The following is a 17,429-nucleotide window of genomic DNA, read 5'->3' on the forward strand; positions in this document are numbered from 1 at the left end:
CGCGGCGGCCGGCATGCCCATCCATCACTGGGCGGTCCCCTGAGCCGCCCGACACATCGTGCCGAAGAGGTTGACACCGTGATCATCAACGACCCGGACACCCATGCCGAGGTGAGCGCCGTGTTCGCGGCCTACGAGACGGCGCTGACCAGCAACGATGTGGCGGCGCTCGACGCCCTGTTCTGGCCGTCGGACCACACGATCCGCTACGGGATCGGCGAGAACCTCTATGGCTATGGCGAGATCGCCGCCTTCCGGGCCGGACGCTCGCCTGTCGGGCTGGACCGGACGCTGGACCGCACGGTGATCACCACCTTCGGCAGCGACATGGCGACCGCCTCGACCCTGTTCCGGCGCGCCAGCATGGAACAGGGCAAGGTCGGCCGGCAGATGCAGACGTGGCTGCGCACGCCGGAGGGCTGGAAGGTGGTGGCCGCCCATGTGAGCATCATCACCCTGAAGGAGTGAGGGGCAGGAGCGGGCCCGGCAATAAGCCTTTTGTCCTTCTAGGAGAAAATATGCCTTGACAGCGTGACGCTGGTCTGGCACTTTCCGGCTATGTTCGAAAACTGCGCCCGGCGGGGGACACTCCCGCCGGGCGTCGTCGTTCCGGCCGGTCGCGGTCCCGTTCGCACCCGTCCCGAAACCGCAGAGCGGCTCGGCCCTTCGGCACATTTACACGCGGCGCCTGCGTGCTAGCGTTCGCCCCCCGACCGACAAAACGGCCTGAAACAGGCGCCCTGCCAGCCCGAGAGGAACCGTCATGCAAGACTTCACGCCCGCCCGCACGCAGTCCTGGCGCCTCAACATGTCCTGCGAACCGCTGGTGCTGACGGAGGAGGAGCGTCCGGTGCCGAAGGGCAAGGAGGTTCTGGTGCGCGTGACCCATTGCGGCGTGTGCCATTCGGACCTGCATATCCGCGAGGGCAAGTACAATATCGGCGGCGGCAAGACCCTGGATCTGCAGGCGCGCGGGCTCAAGCTGCCGCTGACGCTCGGTCACGAGATTCTCGGCACGGTCGAGGCGGTCGGGCCGGACGTGACCACCGTGAAGCCCGGCGACCGGCGCCTCCTGCACACCTGGATCGGCTGCGGCGAATGCCCGCTGTGCAAGTCGGGCGACGAGAATCTCTGCGCCGCCCCGCAATTTCTCGGCGTGCAGGCGCGGGGCGGCTTTGCCGACCATGTGCTGGTGCGCGACGAGGAGTTTCTGGTCGATGTCGACGGCATGGACCCGGCCGTGGCCGCGACCTATGCCTGCTCGGGCGTGACCGTGTTCAGCGCGGTGAACAAGATCCGGCCGCACCGCGAGGGCGAGAAGATCGCCGTGTTCGGCTGCGGCGGGCTGGGGCAGACGGCCCTGCAGCTTCTGAAGGCGCTCGGCATGGGGCCGGTGATCGCAGTCGATCCCTCGCCGGAAAAGCGCCGGCAGGCGGAGGCGATCGGCGTCGCCGCCACGCTTGATCCGGCTGCGCCGGACGCGGCGAAGCAGCTTGCCGCCTTTGCCGGCGGGCAGCTGGCCGCAGCGCTCGACTTCGTCGGCTCGGAGGACACCACCACGCTCGGCATCAATGCCGTGCGCAAGGGCGGGCAGGTGATCATCGTCGGCCTGTTCGGCGGCGAGCTGCGCTATCCGCTGCCGTTCATTCCGATGCGGGCGCTCAGCGTGCGCGGCTCCTATGTCGGTTCCCTGAAGGAACTGAAGGAGTTCGTCGCGCTCGCCCGCAGCGTGAAGCTGCCGCCGATCCCGATCGAGCGGCGGCCGATGAGCCAGGTCAACGAGGCGCTGCACGACCTGGAGGCCGGCAAGGTCGCCGGCCGCATCGTGCTGGAAGCGGCCCCGGCCTGAGCCGGGCCGGCACCGATGGCCTTCCTCACGGGCGTTGCGGTCACCGCCTTCGGCAAACATGCCGGACGGGGGCCGGTCGACCTCATGGAGGAGGCCGGCCTTGCCGCGCTCGCCGATGCCGGCCTGCCGCGCGAGGCGGTGGACGGGCTGATCGCTGGCTATGCCACCACATTTCCGCACCTGATGATGGGCACGGTGATGGCCGAGCGGCTGGCCATCCGTCCGCGCCATGCCCATGAGGCGCGGGCTGGCGGCGCGACCGGGGCGGTCGCCATCGTGCTGGCAAGCCACCTGATCAAGGCCGGCGCCTGCCGCAACGTGCTGGTGCTGGCCGGCGAGAACCGGCTGACCGGCCAGAGCCGCGACGACGCGATGCGGACGCTGGCCGGCGTCGGCCATCCCGACCACGAGGTGCCGCTGGGCGCCTCGATCCCCGCCTATTACGCGCTGCTGGCCGCCCGGTACCTGCACGAGACCGGCGCCAGCGCGGCGGATCTGGCCGAACTCGCCGTGCTGATGCGCCGCCATGCCGCCGGCCATCCCGGCGCGCAGTTGCGGACACCGGTGTCGGTAGAGGACGTGCTGGCATCCAAGCCCATCGCGCGGCCGCTGAAATTCCTCGACTGCTGCCCGATCTCGGACGGCGCGGCGGCGGTTGTCGTTTCGGCGGAGCCGTCCGGGCGCGCGGCCATCCGCATTGCCGGCACGGGCGAGGCGCATACCCACCAGCACATCTCGGAAATGCCCGACGATCTCGGCCTCGGCGCGAAGATTGCCGCGGCCAGCGCCTTCGCGGCGGCCGGGCGGAGCCCTGCCGACATGCGCCTCATCGGCCTCTATGACAGCTTCACCGCGACGCTCGCCATCTTCATCGAGGCGCTCGGCTTCGCAGCGCCGGGCCAGGCCGGCCGGGCCGCGCGCGAGGGGCGTTTTGCCCGCGACGGTGCGCTGCCGCTCAACCTGCATGGCGGCCTTCTGTCCTATGGCCATTCGGGCGTTGCCGGCTTCCTCGCCCATGTGGTCGAGGTGGTGCGCCAGATGCGCGGCGAGGCGGGCGGGCGGCAGGTGAAGGATGCCCCGCTTGCCTATTGCCATGCCGATGGCGGGGTGCTGTCGAGCCATGCCGGTTTCGTGCTGGAGCGCGTGGCATGAGCGGCCTCATGCTCCTTGCCTGCGGGTCCTGCGGCCATCGCTGGCAGTTCCGCCGGATCGCCTGCCCGGCCTGCGGGGCGGGGGATCCGCAGCCGGTCGAGGCGGGCGGCGGCGGCACGGTCTGGTCGGCCACGGTGGTGCACCGCGCGCCCCTGCCGGAATGGCAGGTGGAGGGCGGCTACGGCATCGCGCTGGTGACGCTCGACGAGGGGCCGCGGGTCATGTGCCGGGGGCCGGTGGACCTTGCCATCGGCGCGCGGGTGCGGGTGATGGTGGTGGACGGGCTGGCCGTGGCCGAGGCGGATGGCGGGCATTAGGCTGCTGGACCGTGCACGAGGGTCTTGCGTCCTTCGAGGCTCGCTTTCGCTCGCACCTCAGGATGAGGGGGTTGGTGGGTGGCATCAGCCGCGAAGGGGCTCATGCGTCGCGCATGGGCCGTCGGTCGGGCAACCTGCCGTCCTCCTCATCCTGAGGTGCGAGCGAAAGCGAGCCTCGAAGGACGCACGCCGTTCATGCAGGCCTGCCCGGAAGCCTGCACACCCGCCGCCCTTGACCCGCCCCCGAAAATGCGGTGCGACAGCAGACCACCCGACGAGCCAGCGCAGGACCCGACCATGCCCGATATCGACCTCGCCATCCGCGGCGGCACCGTGGTGACCGCCACCGACACGACCCGGTGCGATGTCGGCATCCGCGGCGGGCGCATCGTGCTGCTCGCCGAGGCCATCACGGATGCGGCACGGACCATCGACGCCTCGGGCCTCCTGGTCATGCCCGGCGGCATCGACAGCCATGTCCACCTCGACCAGCCCTCGGGCCCGGGCATCCGCATGGCGGACGGCTTCGAGAGCGGCACGCGCGCGGCGGCGGCCGGCGGCAACACCACCGTCATCCCCTTCGCGATGCAGGTGAAGGGCGAGAGTTTGCGCGCCTGCGTCACCGACTATCACGCCAAGGCCGAGGGCAAGGCCTATATCGACTACGGCTTCCACCTCGTGGTCTCCGACCCGACCCCCACCGTGCTGAACCAGGAACTGCCCGCCCTGTTCGCCGACGGCTGCACCTCGTTCAAGGTGTTCATGACCTATGAGGATCTGGTGCTGTCCGACCGCCAGATGCTCGAGGTCTTCGAGGTGGCGCGGCGCGAGCAGGCGCTGGTGATGGTCCATGCCGAGGGCTACGACAACATCCGCTTCCTGACCGAGCGGCTGGAGGCGGCCGGCAAGACCGCGCCCTATTATCACGGGCCCTCGCGGCCGCAGGTGATCGAGCGCGAGGCGACCCACCGCGCCATCAGCCATGCCGAACTGCTCGACGTGCCGCTGATGATCGTCCACGTCTCCGGCCGCGAGGCGATGGAGCAGATCCGGTGGGCGCGGCAGCGCGGACTGAAGGTCTATGCCGAGACCTGCCCGCAATACATCACCCTCACCGAGGATGACATGAAGGGCCTGAACATGGACATGTCGGGCGCAAAATATGTCTGCTCGCCGCCGCCGCGTGACACCGACAGCCACAAGGCCATCTGGGAGGGCCTGCAGCAGGGCGTGTTCCAGACCTTCTCCTCCGACCATTGCCCGTTCTTCTACGACAGCCCGGAAGGCAAGCTGAACCCGAAGGGCCGCACCTCGTTCAAATGGGTGCCGAACGGCCTGCCGGGCGTGGAGACGCGACTGCCCGTGCTCTGGTCGGAGGGCGTGGCCAAGGGCCGGATCAGCGCCAACGACTTCGTTGCGCTGACCTCGACCAACCACGCCAAAATGTATGGCCTCTATCCGAAGAAGGGCACGATCGCGGTCGGTGCCGATGCCGACATCGTGCTGTGGGACCCGAACCGCAAGGAAACCATCCGGCAGGAGATCCTGCATCACGGCTCCGACTACACGCCGTGGGAGGGGTTCGCAGTCACCGGCTGGCCGGTCATGACCATCGCGAAGGGACGGACCGTGGTCGAGGATGGCCGCGTCACCGGCAGCCCCGGCGACGGCGCCTTCCTGAAGCGCGACAAGAGCCCCTTCGCGCTGCCGGCGGGGGCATGAGGCCGGGCGCGGCTGCTGCATGGTGCCGCAGCGCAGCAAGATTGTCGCCTGATACGCAGATTTCCGTATGCCGCAGGATTGGGCCTGCCTCCTAGAGTGCAGGCAGCGGCGGACCGTTTCCGGCAACCGCCCCCAGAGGAGAACGAACATGACGTCACGGTCCCTAGCGCGCCGCGTGCTTGCCGGCTGCGCCCTTGTCGCGGGCCTTGCCCTCGCCGGCCCGGCCAGCGCCCAGACCAAGGTCAATATCGGCATTTCCGGCTGGACCGGCTTTGCCCCGCTGACGCTGGCCAAGGAAGCCGGCATCTTCGCCCGCAACGGCCTCGACGTGACGATCCGCAAGATCCCGCAGGCGAGCCGGCACCTCGCCATCGCCTCCGGCGATATCCAGTGCGCCGCCACCACGGTGGAGACCTGGATCGTCTGGAACGCCAACGGGATTGCCACCACCCAGCTGTTCCAGCTCGACAAGAGCTACGGCGCCGACGGCATGGCCGTGCGCAACAACATCAATTCCATCCGCGACCTGCGCGGCCGCACGGTGGCCGCCTCCGCCCCCGGCACGGCGCCCTATTTCACGCTGGCCTGGATGCTCAAGGAGAACGGCATGTCGATCCGCGACGTGACCGTGGTCAACATGGAGCCGGGTCCGGCGGCGCAGGCCTTCGTGGCCGGCCAGAACGATGCCGCCATGACCTATGAGCCGTTCCTGTCCGCGGTGCGCAATGCGCCGCAGGCCGGCAAGATCATCGCCACCACGCTCGACTATCCCATGGTCATGGACACGTTCGGCTGCACGCCGGCCTTCATCCAGGCCAATGAGGCGGCCGTGCGCGCGCTCGCCAAGAGCTATTTCGAGGCGCTGGAGATGATCCGCACCAACCAGGCCGAGGCCTACCGGATCATGGGCGCGGACGTGCGCCAGACGGCCGAGCAGTTCGGCAATTCGGCGCAGTATCTGCGCTGGCAGGACCGCGAGGCCAACCGGACCTTCTTCGCCGGCGAGTGGCGCACCTTCACCGAGAAGGCCGCCGACCTGCTGATGGAGATCGGCATCATCCGGAGCAAGCCCAACTTCGACACGATGGTCGATACGCGGTTCATCCAGTAGGGGCGCACTCCCAACCGTCGTCATGCCCGGCCTTGTGCCGGGCATCCACGAATTCCTGCCGGGCGTGTTCAAGTCGTGGATGGCCGGGCCAAGCCCGGCCATGACGCGTTGAAGGTCGCGCCTATGCATGCTGCGGAACGGATGATCCGATGAAACCCCTCGAGCCTGTCTCTTCCGGCGCCCGGATCGTCCTCGGCATCGCCTTCTTCGTCATCTTCTTCGCGGCCTGGTCGGCGGTGACCTTCGGCGGGCTTGTGCCGAAGATCTTCCTCGCCGACCCGCTGACCATGCTGCGCGAAGGCTGGGCGCTGATCACCGACCACGGCTTCCTGAAGGATATCGCGGTCACCGTCTGGCGGGTCGTCGGCGGCTTCATCATCGCCGCGCTCGTCGCTGTGCCGCTCGGGCTCGCCATGGGCGCCTACAAGCCGGTGGAGGCCTTCTTCGAGCCGTTCGTCTCGTTTGCCCGCTACCTGCCGGCCTCGGCCTTCATCCCGCTGTTCATCCTGTGGGCGGGCGTCGGCGAGGGGCAGAAGCTGCTGGTCATCTTCGTCGGCTCGGTGTTCCAGATCGTGCTGATGGTGGCGGTGGCGGTCGGCTCCATCCGCCGCGACCTGGTGGAAGCCGCGCTGACGCTCGGGGCGCGCGATGCCGGCATTGTCGGGCGCGTCATGGTGCCCTATGCGGCGCCGCAGATCGCCGAGATCCTGCGTCTCGTTCTCGGCTGGGCCTGGACCTATGTGATCGTCGCCGAGCTGATCGGGTCGTCCTCGGGCATCGGCCATATGATCATCGAAAGCCAGGCGCTGCTGGCCACCGGGCAGATGATCTTCGGCATCATCGTCATCGGCGTGATCGGGCTGATCTCCGACTTCGCGTTCAAGGCGGTGAACCAGAAGCTGTTTCCCTGGAGCACGATATGACCGGGGCAGAGGTGAGGACTGTGCCGGGCGACCTGCATCCGGGCGCCCTGCATCCGGGCTTTGCGTCCTTCGAGGCTCGCTGCCGCTCGCACCTCAGGATGAGGGGGGTGGTGGGCCGCGCGACTGAATTTCGGATGGTCCGGGCGCGCCGCGACAGCCCTGATGTCATCCTCCCCGCTCCTCATCCTGAGGTGCGAGCGGCAGCGAGCCTCGAAGGACGCATCTCTCCGATGCAGCGCCGCCCGGCAGAAGGAACCGCAGCATGACCGGCGTTGTCATCAGGGGCGTGTCGCGCACCTTTCCGGGCGTGCGCGGGGGCCAGCCGACCCATGCGCTGGCGCCGGTCGATCTGTCGGTCGCCGACGGCGAGTTCGTCGCCATCCTCGGCCCCTCGGGCTGCGGCAAGTCGACCCTGCTGAGGATCGTCGCCGGTCTCGACAGGCCGACCGCCGGCACGGTGACGCTCGACGGCCGGCCGGTGACCGGCCCCGGTGCCGACCGGGGCATGGTGTTCCAGAGCTACACGCTGTTCCCCTGGCTGACGGTGGCCGAGAACATCCAGTTCGGCCCGCGCGAGCGCGGCGTTCCGGCCGCAGAGCGCCGCGCCATTGCCGAGACGCTGATGGCGCAGGTGGGCCTGACCCAGTTCGCCGGCCACTATCCCAAGCAGCTGTCGGGCGGCATGCAGCAGCGCGCCGCGCTCGCCCGCGCGCTCGCCAACGACCCGAAGGTGCTGCTGCTCGACGAGCCGTTCGGCGCGCTCGACCACCAGACCCGCTCGCTGATGCAGGAGCTGCTGTTGTCGATCTGGGAGAAGCACCGCAAGACCGTGCTGTTCGTCACCCACGACATCGAGGAGGCCGTGTTCATGGCCAACCGCGTGCTGGTGATGAGCGCCCGGCCCGGCCGGTTCAAGAGCGAGGTGACCGTGCCCTTCGCCCATCCGCGCTCCTACAAGCTGAAGACGACGGCGGATTTCACGGTTCTGGAAGAGCAGCTCACCGAGGATATCCGCGGCGAGACCATCATCGCCGTGGAGGCGGGGTTCTAGGCCTCAGCCATCGGCCAGGCGGCGCAGGGCGGCAAGATCGGTTGCCAGTTCGTGCAGGTCCTGCGCGCTGCGGTTCTCCGGCGCGTTGCGCTCCGAGAAGTCAAGCGTAGCGAAGACCATGATGGCCGCCGGCGAGGCGATGCCGATGGCCATGTGCCAGTCGGGGAACAGCCGCCGGTCGGCCGGACCCTGCTCGATCAGCCGGACGTCGTGATGACGCGGATCGCGGGCGATCGCCTCGTAGAGCTTGCCGATGCTGTCCGCCGGACCCTCGATGATCTGCGCGAACCAGGAGCGCGCGCAGATCAGGAAGCCGGTGATGTCGAGCGTGGCATTGGTCAGCACGGCCACCTGCTCGATCGTGGTGAAGGCCGGATGGAAGCCGTGTCCGTCGCAGTCGAAATCGTGCCGGCTCACATAGGTCAGCCGTACGATCGTTCCGTCACTCATTCTTGCCCCCGGGCCAAATCCGCCTATTGACGGCCCTTTTCGCGCGGATACCCGCCGCTCGACGTGTCTTTTGACATGGTGCGACGGTCTGGACCTGTGCGGCTCTCAGACGATCAGCCGGCCGGGCGCATCCGCATCCAATGGCCATATGGGCCGGGCGATGCGGGTATAGGCGTGCTTCTCGTAGCGCTGGGTGGAGGGCCCCTGCGTCTCCGAGTAGAAGACGTGCGAGGCGAGCGCACCATAGCCCGACATGAAGTGCTGGGCCGATTTCAGCACCAGCAGGCGGTAGGAGGCCGGGTCGAGCCCGAGTTCGGTGAACAGCTCGCGGCCGAGCGCCTGGCAGCGGTTGGTGTTCATGATGACGGTGATGCCGCCGACCCGCACCGCGGCCAGATCGCCGACCGCCGCCTTGGCATCGCCGAAGCTCTGGTGGCAATCGGTGGCGACCGCGATCACCTCGCAGTCGGCATCGACCGGATCGCCGGATTCGGACGAGACCTTGCCGCCGATCCGGAGCTTCAACCGCCCGCCGGGGCCGACCGCGTGGCAGAAGGCGACCGCGCCGGGGTCCCAGATCGGCGCCACGGCGGCATTCTCGACACCGCGGGCGATGAGTTCGCGCAGCGACATCGTGTTGTCGGAGGCCGAGCCGCCGCCGGCATTGTCGGCCGGCTCGGCGATGATCGCCGGTCCCTTCGCCGTGTCGGCGGCCAGCGCCTGGTCGAGCGCATCGGCATAGTCGAGATTGGGCGGCGCGGTGCGGCCGCGCAGGGCGATGATCTCCTCGCCCAGCATCTGCGCCAGCGCGTCGCCCTCCGCCTTGCGGTTGTCGGTATAGACCAGCACGCGCGAACCCATTTCCGGCACGTCGGCATGGGGGAAGCCGTGGACGAAGGAGACCGAGAGCACGCCGTCGCGGCCCTCGAAGCTCTTCTGGCGGGCGACGAAGGAGCAGATCGGCTCGGAGGTGGTGGGATAGAAGGCGATCATGCCGCAGTCATAGAGCGAGGCGACCGGTCTGATCTCCTTGCGGATGGTCTTCAGCACCAGCGTCACCAGTTCCTCGGCTCGCGGCAGGATGTCGGTGTGCGGATATTCCTTGAAGCAGATGATGATGTCGGCAAGGCCGACGCGCTTCAGCGTCATGTGGTTGTGCGGGTCGAGCTCGACGCCGATCACGCAACCGGGACCGACGATCGCCCGCACGCGCTCGAGGATGTCGCCCTCGCAGTCGTCATAGCCGTCCGCCACCATGGCGCCGTGCATGCCGAGCAGCACGCCGTCCAGCGGCATGGCGGCCTTCAGCTGCTCCAGCACCTCCTCGCGCATGGCCTCATAGGCGCGGCGCGTGGTGATGCCGGCCGGCTGGGCGAAGAAGCAGGAGCCCTCGATCAGCGTGAAGCCCTCCTGCTTGGCGCGCTGGCGGGCCACGAACAGCGGTGCGGTGCAGAGCGAGGGCTTGTCGGTCGGGTGGTCGCCGGGCCGTGCCACGAAGCAGGTCAGGTAGCTCTCCAGCGAGGTGGGGATCGGCGAGAAGGTGTTGGTCTCGGTGGCGATGCTCGCCGTGAAAATGCGCATGACGGGGTCCCGGACTGGCCTGATGTGCCATTCGACCCTGACCGCCCCGCCGGCTCAAGGGCCACTCAGCACATGGCTTGCATGTAGCGGCGGGTGAACGCCGTTCTGCGACCGGCCGGCAGCGTCGGGGGAGCCCCGCCGTCCGGCGGGCTGCCGGATGGATCGGCGGATGCTATCGTTCCGGCACAAGAGCCCCGGAACGCGCCAATCATGACCAGCCCAACCTCCCTCGGACCGCACCTTGCCGCTGACGGCCGCGTCGTCTGCCAGCCCCTGTCGCGCCGGGTCATGAACCTTGCCGACCTGCTGTTCGGCACGGCCCGCCGCCTTCCCGACCGGCCGGGGCTGGTCTGGCGGGAGAGGACCTGGACCTGGCAGGAGATGGCGGCGCGGGTCCGGGCGGCGGCGGCCGCACTGAAGCTGCGCGGCGTCGGCAGGGGCGACCGCATCGTCACCCAGGCGCGCAATTCCAACGCCATGTTCGAGAGCATGTTCGTGGCCTGGACGCTGGGGGCGATCTGGGTGCCGACCAATTTCCGCAACACGGCGCAGGAGGTGGCCTATATCGCGCAGGCCGCCCGCGCGAAGGTCCTGATCTGCGAACAGATCTTTCCCGATCACGCGGCGGCGGTGAAGGCGGCCGATGCCGACCTCGCGCTGACGGTGTCGATCGGTGCCTGCGACTTCGCCGATGCCGAATGGGAGGCGCTGGTCGCCGAGGGCGAGGCGATGATGGCGGGCGGGGCGACGGTGAGCCCGGAGCCGGCCGACCATGACGATCCCTGCTGGTTCTTCTTCACCTCCGGCACCACCGGCAAGCCCAAGGCGGCCGTGCTGACCCACGGCCAGATGGGCTTCGTCGTCACCAATCACCTGGCCGATCTGGTGCCCGGCACGACCGAGCACGATGCCTCGCTGGTGGTGGCGCCGCTGTCGCATGGCGCCGGCATCCACCAGCTGAACCAGGTCGCGCGGGGCGCGCGCACGGTGCTGCTCTCCACCGAGCGGCTCGACTGCGAGGAGGCCTTCAAGCTGATCGCCGAGCACCGGGTGACCAACATGTTCACCGTGCCGACCATCCTCACCATGCTGGCCGGCCACGAGGCCGCCGACCGGCACGACCATTCCAGCCTGAAACACGTGATCTATGCCGGCTCGCCGATGTACCGCGCCGACCAGCAGATGGCGCTGACCCGGCTCGGCAAGTGCATCGTGCAATATTTCGGCCTCGGCGAGGTGACCGGCAACATCACCGTATTTCCGGCGCGCGAACACGCGATCGACGACGGCGCGCAGGGCCGGATCGGCACCTGCGGCTATCCGCGGACGGCGATGGACGTGCGCATCTTCGACGAGGCCGGAGCGGAGCTGGCCCCCTTCGAGACCGGCGAGATCTGCGTGGCGGGGCCAGCCGTCTTTGCCGGCTATTTCGACAATCCGGAGGCCAATGCGAAGGCGTTCCGCGACGGCTTCTTCCGCACCGGCGACCTCGGCCACAAGGATGCGGACGGCTATGTCTACATCACCGGGCGGGCCTCGGACATGTACATATCCGGCGGCTCGAACGTTTATCCGCGAGAGATCGAGGAACTGATCCTGACCCATCCGGCGGTGTCGGAGGTGGCAGTGCTCGGCGTGCCGGACCGGCGCTGGGGCGAGGCGGGCGTGGCGGTTGTCGTCGCGCGGGCGGGCGCGCAGGTGGACGACGGCGAGATCCTGACGCATCTCGACGGAAAGCTGGCGCGCTACAAGATGCCCCGCCAGGTGTTCGTCTGGCAGGAACTGCCCAAATCGGGCTACGGCAAGGTGCCGAAGAAGCTGATCCGCGAGATGCTCATCGAGCAGGGCGCCGTCAGCCCGGAGGGCTGACGGGCAGGGCTGGACCACGCCGTCAGCCCGGAGGGCTGACGGGCAGGTTCGCGGACCGGGACCTCAGGCGCGCAACGTCGCGCCGGTCTTCTTCATCACCTCGGCGACGATCTTCGCGGCGACCGCGTCGATCTCGACATCGGTGAGGGTCTTGTCCTTCGGCTGCAGCGTCACCGCGATGGCAACCGACTTGCGGTCCGTCTCGATGCCCTTGCCCTCGTAGACGTCGAAGACCTCGACACCGGCGACGAACTGCCGGTCGGCGGCCTGCGCCGCCTTCACGATGTCGGCCGCCTTGACCTCGCGCCCGACGAGGAAGGCAAAGTCGCGCTCCACCGGCTGGAAGGGCGAGAGCGCCAGTGCCGGCTTGGTGCGGGTCGGGCGGGCCTTGGGCGGTGGCAGCCGGTCGAGGATCACCTCGAAGGCGACGACCGGCCCCTTGACGTCGAGCGCCTCGAGCACGCGCGGATGCAGTTCGCCGAACCAGCCGAAAATGTTCTGCGGGCCCATCTGGAACGTGCCCGAGCGGCCGGGATGCAGCCAGGCCGGGCCGCCGGGCACGACCTGGATGCCGGCGACCGGAGCGCCGGCCGCGGCCAGCACGGCCAGCGCATCGGCCTTGGCGTCGAACACGTCGACCGGTGCGCTCCCCTGCCAGTGGCGGCCGTTGCCGGCGAGCCGGGCAAGGCCGCGGCGGACACCGGAGGCGGCGATGAACTGGTCGTCCGGCTGGTCGCCGCGGAACACCTGCCCGACCTCGAACAGGGCGACATCGCCATGGCCGCGGTCGGCATTGCGCTGGGCGGCCGTGGCCAGCCCGACGAGCAGGCTCGGCCGCATGTCGGACAGATCCGAGGCGATCGGATTGGCGAGGGCGAGCGCCGGCTGTCCGCCGCCGAACAGCTCGGCCTGCGCCTTGGAGATGAAGCTCCAGGTCAACGCCTCGACCATGCCGCGGGCCGCCAGCGCGCGCTTGGCGGCGCGCGTGCGCTTCTGGATCAGGGTGAGGACCGGCTTCGGCACCGTGCCGCCCCGGTCGAGCGGCGTGGAGGGCACGCGGTCGACACCGGCGATGCGCATGATCTCCTCGGTGAGATCGGCCTTGCCGTGGATGTCGGGCCGCCAGGAGGGCGGCGAGACCTTGACCACGGGGCCGGAGCCGGAGACGTGGAAGCCGAGCCCTTCGAGGATGCGCCGCGCCTCCCGTTCCGTCACGTCGAGGCCGGTCAGGCGCCTGGTCTCGGACAGCGGGAAGGTGATGACGGCGCTGGTGTCCGGGATCGCGCCGGCGAGCGTCACGTCCGACGGCGAGCCGCCGCACAGGTCCATGACCAGCTTCGTTGCCAGTTCCACGCCGGGCAGGGTGAAGTTCGGATCGACGCCGCGCTCGAACCGGTAGCGCGCATCGGTGACGATGCCGAGATTGCGCCCGGTCCGGGCGATGTCCAGCGGGTCCCAGAGCGCCGATTCGATCAGCACGTCGGTGGTTGTCTCGTCGCAGCCGGAATGCTCGCCGCCCATGACGCCGGCGATCGATTCGACGCCGTTGTCGTCGACGATGACCGTTTCGTTGCCGGTGAAGCCGTAGATGCGGCCGTCGAGGCCGAGCACGGTCTCGCCGGAGGTGGAGCGGCGCACGACGAGGTCGCCCTTGACCTTGGCGGCGTCGAAGACGTGCAGCGGCCGGCCGCGGTCGAAGGTGACATAGTTGGTGATGTCGACGAGGGCGTTGATCGGCCGCAGCCCGATAGCCTTCAGCCGGCGTTGCATCCATGCGGGCGAGGCGCCGTTGGTCACGCCGCGCACCAGACGCAGGGCGAAGGCCGGGCAATAGTGCGCCTCGCCGGCCGCGAATTGCAGGCGCACCTTCTGCGGGTTGGCATAGGCGCCCTTGACCGGCCGGATCGGGTCCGGCTTGAGGCTGCCGAGGCCGGCGGCGGCGAGGTCGCGGGCAATGCCGTGGACCGAGGTGCAGTCCGGCCGGTTGGGCGTCAGGTTGATCTCGATGACCGGGTCGGCGATGTCGGCCCATTCGGCATAGCGCATGCCGAGCGGGGCATCCGCCGGCAGGTCGATGATGCCGTCATGGTCGTCGGAGATTTCCAGCTCCGCCGCCGAGCAGAGCATGCCGCAGCTCTCGACGCCGCGGATCGTGCCGACGCCGAGCGTGATCTTCTTGCCCGGTATGTAGGTGCCGGGCGGGGAGAAGACACTCATCATGCCGGTGCGGGCATTGGGCGCGCCGCAGACCACCTGCACAGCGTCGCCCGATCCGGTATCGACCATGCAGACGCGCAGCCGGTCGGCGTTGGGATGCTGCTCGGCCGAGATGACGCGGGCGATGGTGAAGTCCTTCAGCCGCGCGCCGGGATCGTCGATGCCCTCGACCTCCAGCCCGATCCGGGTCAGCGTCTCGGTGATGTCGGCAAGGGAGGCCTCGGTGTCGAGGTGGTCCTTGAGCCAGGAGAGGGTGAATTTCATCGTTCGGCCCCGAAATAGTCGCCAGGGTGGTCGGGCGTCTGGCGTGCGATGGTGAAGAGACGCGACAGGAGGTTGGCGTAGCCGCGCGCGTCGTCGATGGCGCTATGGGTATGCTCGACATGGCCGAGCCATTCGGCCGGCAGCGGCCCGCCCCGGTCTGCGACCGCGGTGCGGCCGAAAATGCCCATGGCATAGGAATCGATGTCGATGGCCTGACCATCGAACAGCGTCGAGCCCCAGAAGGACACGCCGAAGATGTCTTCCCGGGAAAACAGCCTGAGATACTGGTCGATCCAGAGACCGTCGAACAGGAGCGGGCGGGCCGCAAAGCCGCGCCGCCCGTCAAAGCTTCCGACCCAATCGGTGAAGCGCCGCATTTCGACAGCGGGATCCACGGCGTTCTCCGTCGCGGCCTTCCAGGCCGCCGGCTGGGTTCCCCACCAGGCCAAGGTGGCGGGATTGGCCTCGCGATCCTGCATGGGTTCCAGCACCGCCTCGAACTCGCCGCAGATGTGCCCGTCGTCGCGCAAGACCACGCTCGCGAAGCTCAGCATCGAGTTCCGCAAGGGATTGGGACCATCGGCCTCGATGTCCGTCACGAAATAGTAGGCGCTGGCCGTCACGCGCTCAGCCTGCGACTTCGCGGACGAAACGGCGGTGAACCCATCCGGACCGGCACGGGCCGGCATAGGGACGGGCGGCAGGCCAGGGGGTGGCCACGCCGCAGCGCCGGCTGAACGGATAGATGATGCCGATCCAGTCGCCCCGCTCGGCGCAGGAATAGACCTGGTTGCCGTTGAACAGGCGGTCGATCTCGGCATGGCCGGTGCCAGGTCCCGAGCGGACCGACAGGAACCCGTCGCCGCGCGGGTTCAGGCCGCGGATCTGGCTGAGCGTGGCGCAGGCGTCGAGGTCGGCGTCGCCGCCGACCACCACCGGCACCGAGGGCCGGGTCTGGGCCATGGCCGGCGTGGCGAGAACGCCGAATGCGAGCAGCAGGGTGCCGACGATGCGCATGTCTGTCTCCTCAGGTTGACAGGCCACCCGCCAGGGTTGGCAAGTCGAGTGGCCGGAAGCCGTAGTGCGACAGCCAGCGCACATCCGCCTCGAAGAACTGGCGGAGGTCGTTGATGCCGTATTTCAGCATGGCGATGCGGTCGATGCCCATGCCCCAGGCGAAGCCCTGGTAGATGTCCGGGTCGAGGCCGCAATTGCGGATGACGTTCGGGTGCACCATGCCGCAGCCGAGGATTTCCAGCCAGTCCTCGCCCTCGCCGAAGCGCACCTCGCCGCCCTGGCGGTTGCACTGGATGTCGACCTCCATGGAGGGCTCGGTGAAGGGGAAGAACGAGGGCCGGAAGCGCATCTTCACGCTGTCGACCTCGAAGAAGGCCTTGCAGAACTCCTCCAGGATCCATTTCAGGTGGCCGATATGGCTGTCCTTGTCGATGACAAGGCCCTCGACCTGATGGAACATCGGCGTGTGGGTCTGGTCGCTGTCGCAGCGATAGGTGCGGCCCGGACAGATGACGCGGATCGGGGGCTTCTGGCTCAGCATGGTGCGCACCTGAACCGGCGAGGTGTGGGTGCGCAGCAGCAGGCGGCTGCCGTCCTCCTTCGGATTGAAGAAGAACGTGTCGTGCATCTCGCGGGCCGGATGGCCCTCTGGGAAGTTCAGCCGGGTGAAGTTGTAGTCGTCGGTCTCGATGTCCGGACCTTCGGCAATGGCAAATCCCATGTCGGCGAAGATGGCGGTCAGTTCGTCCATCACCTGGCTGATCGGATGGATGCGGCCGGTTTCCGCCGGGCTCTCGCGAACGGGCAGCGTGACGTCCACGGCTTCGGCGGCGAGGCGGGTGTCGAGGGCGGCGGCCTTCAGCACGTCGCGGCGCTGGCCGAGCGCCTCGCTGACCCGGTCCTTCACCTGGTTGATGGCGGCGCCCGCCGTGCGGCGCTCGTCGGGCGCCATCTGGCCGAGGCTGGCGAGCAGGGCCGAGACGGAGCCCTTCTTGCCGAGGGCCGCGATGCGGACGGCCTCGAGCGCCGCCTCGTCGCTGGCTGACGCCACCTGGGACAGAAGATCGCTTTCGAGCGCGGCGAGATCGGTCATGGCTGATGGATGCCCGGTTGTCGTTGCGGTGAGATCGGGTTCGTTTGGAGGCCTGCGGCGGTTGCAGTCAAGCACCGAACGAAAAAGCCCGCGCTCCCCCGTGGAGGGGCGCGCGGGCCGGAATGTTCTGGACCTGCGAGTGAGGTCAGGCGTTCGCCGGCAGCGCTCCCTTGGCCTTTTCGACCAGGGCCGCAAAACCGTCGGGGGCGGTGATGGCAAGGTCCGAGAGAACCTTGCGGTCGACCTCGATCCCGGCGCCGGTCAGGCCGGCGATGAAGCGCGAATAGGTCAGGCCGTGGCCACGGACCGCGGCGTTGATGCGCTGGATCCACAGGGCACGGAAGGTGCGCTTCTTGTTGCGGCGGTCGCGCGTGGCATACTGCATCGACTTGTCGACGGCAGCCTTCGCGGCGCGGATGGTGTTCTTGCGGCGGCCCCGGAATCCGGCGGCGGCCTTCAGGACTTTCTTATGCTTGGCGTGGGACGTAACGCCCCTTTTGACGCGGGCCATGGCTGATCTCTTTTCAATATCTGAAGGGGTGGTCCTGGAGCCGGCGATCAGCCGTTCGGCAGGAAGTACCGCTTGATGTTGTAGGCGTCGGTCTCGAACAGGACCTTGGTGCCGCGATGGTCGCGGATCTGGCTGTTGGACCGCTTGATCATGCCGTGGCGCTTGCCGGACTGGGCGTAGAGCACCTTTCCGGTCGCCGTAATCTTGAAGCGCTTCTTGGCGCCCGACTTCGTCTTCATCTTGGGCATTTGGCTCTCTTCAATCGTTGCGGACCGGCAGCGCTGCGGGGCGAACCCCGCATG

At 68.5% G+C, this 17,429-nt stretch carries 17 protein-coding genes; 9 read left to right on the plus strand and 8 right to left on the minus strand.

Features of this window, described 5'->3' with window-relative positions; all coding sequences use genetic code 11:
* Nucleotides 1-78 precede the first annotated feature (78 nt).
* The 8 genes from hpxZ (at nt 79) to ACTIFS_RS11095 (ending at nt 8,125) form a co-directional block, all read left to right on the plus strand.
* Nucleotides 79-468: an oxalurate catabolism protein HpxZ gene (hpxZ, locus tag ACTIFS_RS11060; protein ID WP_439574144.1), complete on the plus strand. Its 390-nt coding sequence runs from the start codon at nt 79-81 to the stop codon at nt 466-468.
* A 295-nt stretch (nt 469-763) separates the two neighbouring features.
* Complete coding sequence (locus ACTIFS_RS11065; protein WP_439574145.1) at nt 764-1,849, plus strand: alcohol dehydrogenase; 1,086 nt, start codon at nt 764-766, stop codon at nt 1,847-1,849.
* A gap of 15 nt (nt 1,850-1,864) precedes the next feature.
* Nucleotides 1,865-3,001 carry a thiolase family protein gene (locus ACTIFS_RS11070; RefSeq protein ID WP_439574146.1) on the plus strand — a complete coding sequence of 379 codons (1,137 nt, stop codon included), beginning with the start codon at nt 1,865-1,867 and terminating at the stop codon, nt 2,999-3,001.
* A complete protein-coding gene (locus ACTIFS_RS11075; protein WP_439574147.1) occupies nt 2,998-3,318 on the plus strand; it encodes a Zn-ribbon domain-containing OB-fold protein in 321 nt (106 codons plus the stop codon). The genes ACTIFS_RS11070 and ACTIFS_RS11075 overlap by 4 nt, the downstream gene beginning before the upstream one ends.
* Before the next feature lie 297 nt (nt 3,319-3,615).
* Nucleotides 3,616-5,040, plus strand: a complete 1,425-nt coding sequence (gene hydA / locus ACTIFS_RS11080; RefSeq protein WP_439574148.1) for a dihydropyrimidinase — start codon at nt 3,616-3,618, stop codon at nt 5,038-5,040.
* Nucleotides 5,041-5,188: 148 nt separating this feature from the next.
* Nucleotides 5,189-6,151 carry an ABC transporter substrate-binding protein gene (locus tag ACTIFS_RS11085; RefSeq protein ID WP_439574149.1) on the plus strand — a complete coding sequence of 321 codons (963 nt, stop codon included), beginning with the start codon at nt 5,189-5,191 and terminating at the stop codon, nt 6,149-6,151.
* A 149-nt stretch (nt 6,152-6,300) separates the two neighbouring features.
* Nucleotides 6,301-7,074 carry an ABC transporter permease gene (locus ACTIFS_RS11090; protein WP_439574150.1) on the plus strand — a complete coding sequence of 258 codons (774 nt, stop codon included), beginning with the start codon at nt 6,301-6,303 and terminating at the stop codon, nt 7,072-7,074.
* A gap of 262 nt (nt 7,075-7,336) precedes the next feature.
* Nucleotides 7,337-8,125, plus strand: a complete 789-nt coding sequence (locus ACTIFS_RS11095; RefSeq protein WP_439574151.1) for an ABC transporter ATP-binding protein — start codon at nt 7,337-7,339, stop codon at nt 8,123-8,125.
* 3 nt (nt 8,126-8,128) lie between these two features.
* Here the strand turns inward: ACTIFS_RS11095 and ACTIFS_RS11100 are convergent, their stop codons facing one another.
* Entirely contained in the window at nt 8,129-8,575 is a 447-nt protein-coding gene (locus ACTIFS_RS11100) for a BLUF domain-containing protein (protein ID WP_439574152.1), read from the minus strand.
* A 105-nt stretch (nt 8,576-8,680) separates the two neighbouring features.
* On the minus strand, nt 8,681-10,156 hold the full coding sequence (locus ACTIFS_RS11105) for a M81 family metallopeptidase (RefSeq protein ID WP_439574153.1): 1,476 nt from the start codon (nt 10,154-10,156) through the stop codon (nt 8,681-8,683).
* A 210-nt stretch (nt 10,157-10,366) separates the two neighbouring features.
* On the opposite strand from ACTIFS_RS11105, the gene ACTIFS_RS11110 reads away from it, so the two are divergent.
* The gene (locus ACTIFS_RS11110; protein WP_439574154.1) at nt 10,367-12,025 is read left to right on the plus strand and encodes an acyl-CoA synthetase; all 1,659 of its coding nucleotides are present in this window, start codon (nt 10,367-10,369) and stop codon (nt 12,023-12,025) included.
* Nucleotides 12,026-12,088: 63 nt separating this feature from the next.
* On the opposite strand, the gene pheT is transcribed toward ACTIFS_RS11110, so the two are convergent.
* The 6 genes from pheT to rpmI all read right to left on the minus strand — a co-directional run bounded on the left by pheT (nt 12,089) and on the right by rpmI (nt 17,375).
* Entirely contained in the window at nt 12,089-14,506 is a 2,418-nt protein-coding gene (gene pheT / locus ACTIFS_RS11115) for a phenylalanine--tRNA ligase subunit beta (RefSeq protein ID WP_439574155.1), read from the minus strand.
* Nucleotides 14,503-15,129 (minus strand): DNA polymerase III subunit epsilon, encoded by a 627-nt coding sequence (locus ACTIFS_RS11120; RefSeq protein ID WP_439574156.1) that lies wholly within the window; start codon nt 15,127-15,129, stop codon nt 14,503-14,505. The genes pheT and ACTIFS_RS11120 overlap by 4 nt, the downstream gene beginning before the upstream one ends.
* Nucleotides 15,130-15,133: 4 nt before the next feature.
* Nucleotides 15,134-15,523: an integron gene (locus ACTIFS_RS11125; RefSeq protein WP_439574157.1), complete on the minus strand. Its 390-nt coding sequence runs from the start codon at nt 15,521-15,523 to the stop codon at nt 15,134-15,136.
* A 10-nt stretch (nt 15,524-15,533) separates the two neighbouring features.
* Nucleotides 15,534-16,616: a phenylalanine--tRNA ligase subunit alpha gene (gene pheS / locus ACTIFS_RS11130; protein ID WP_439574158.1), complete on the minus strand. Its 1,083-nt coding sequence runs from the start codon at nt 16,614-16,616 to the stop codon at nt 15,534-15,536.
* Between the two features lie 145 nt (nt 16,617-16,761).
* Nucleotides 16,762-17,127, minus strand: a complete 366-nt coding sequence (gene rplT / locus ACTIFS_RS11135) for a 50S ribosomal protein L20 (protein ID WP_439574159.1) — start codon at nt 17,125-17,127, stop codon at nt 16,762-16,764.
* A gap of 47 nt (nt 17,128-17,174) precedes the next feature.
* Entirely contained in the window at nt 17,175-17,375 is a 201-nt protein-coding gene (gene rpmI, locus ACTIFS_RS11140; RefSeq protein WP_439574160.1) for a 50S ribosomal protein L35, read from the minus strand.
* Between the last annotated feature and the right edge of the window lie 54 nt (nt 17,376-17,429).

Origin of the sequence: Phreatobacter sp. (assembly GCF_051860605.1) — a bacterium.
GTDB lineage: Bacteria > Pseudomonadota > Alphaproteobacteria > Rhizobiales > Phreatobacteraceae > Phreatobacter.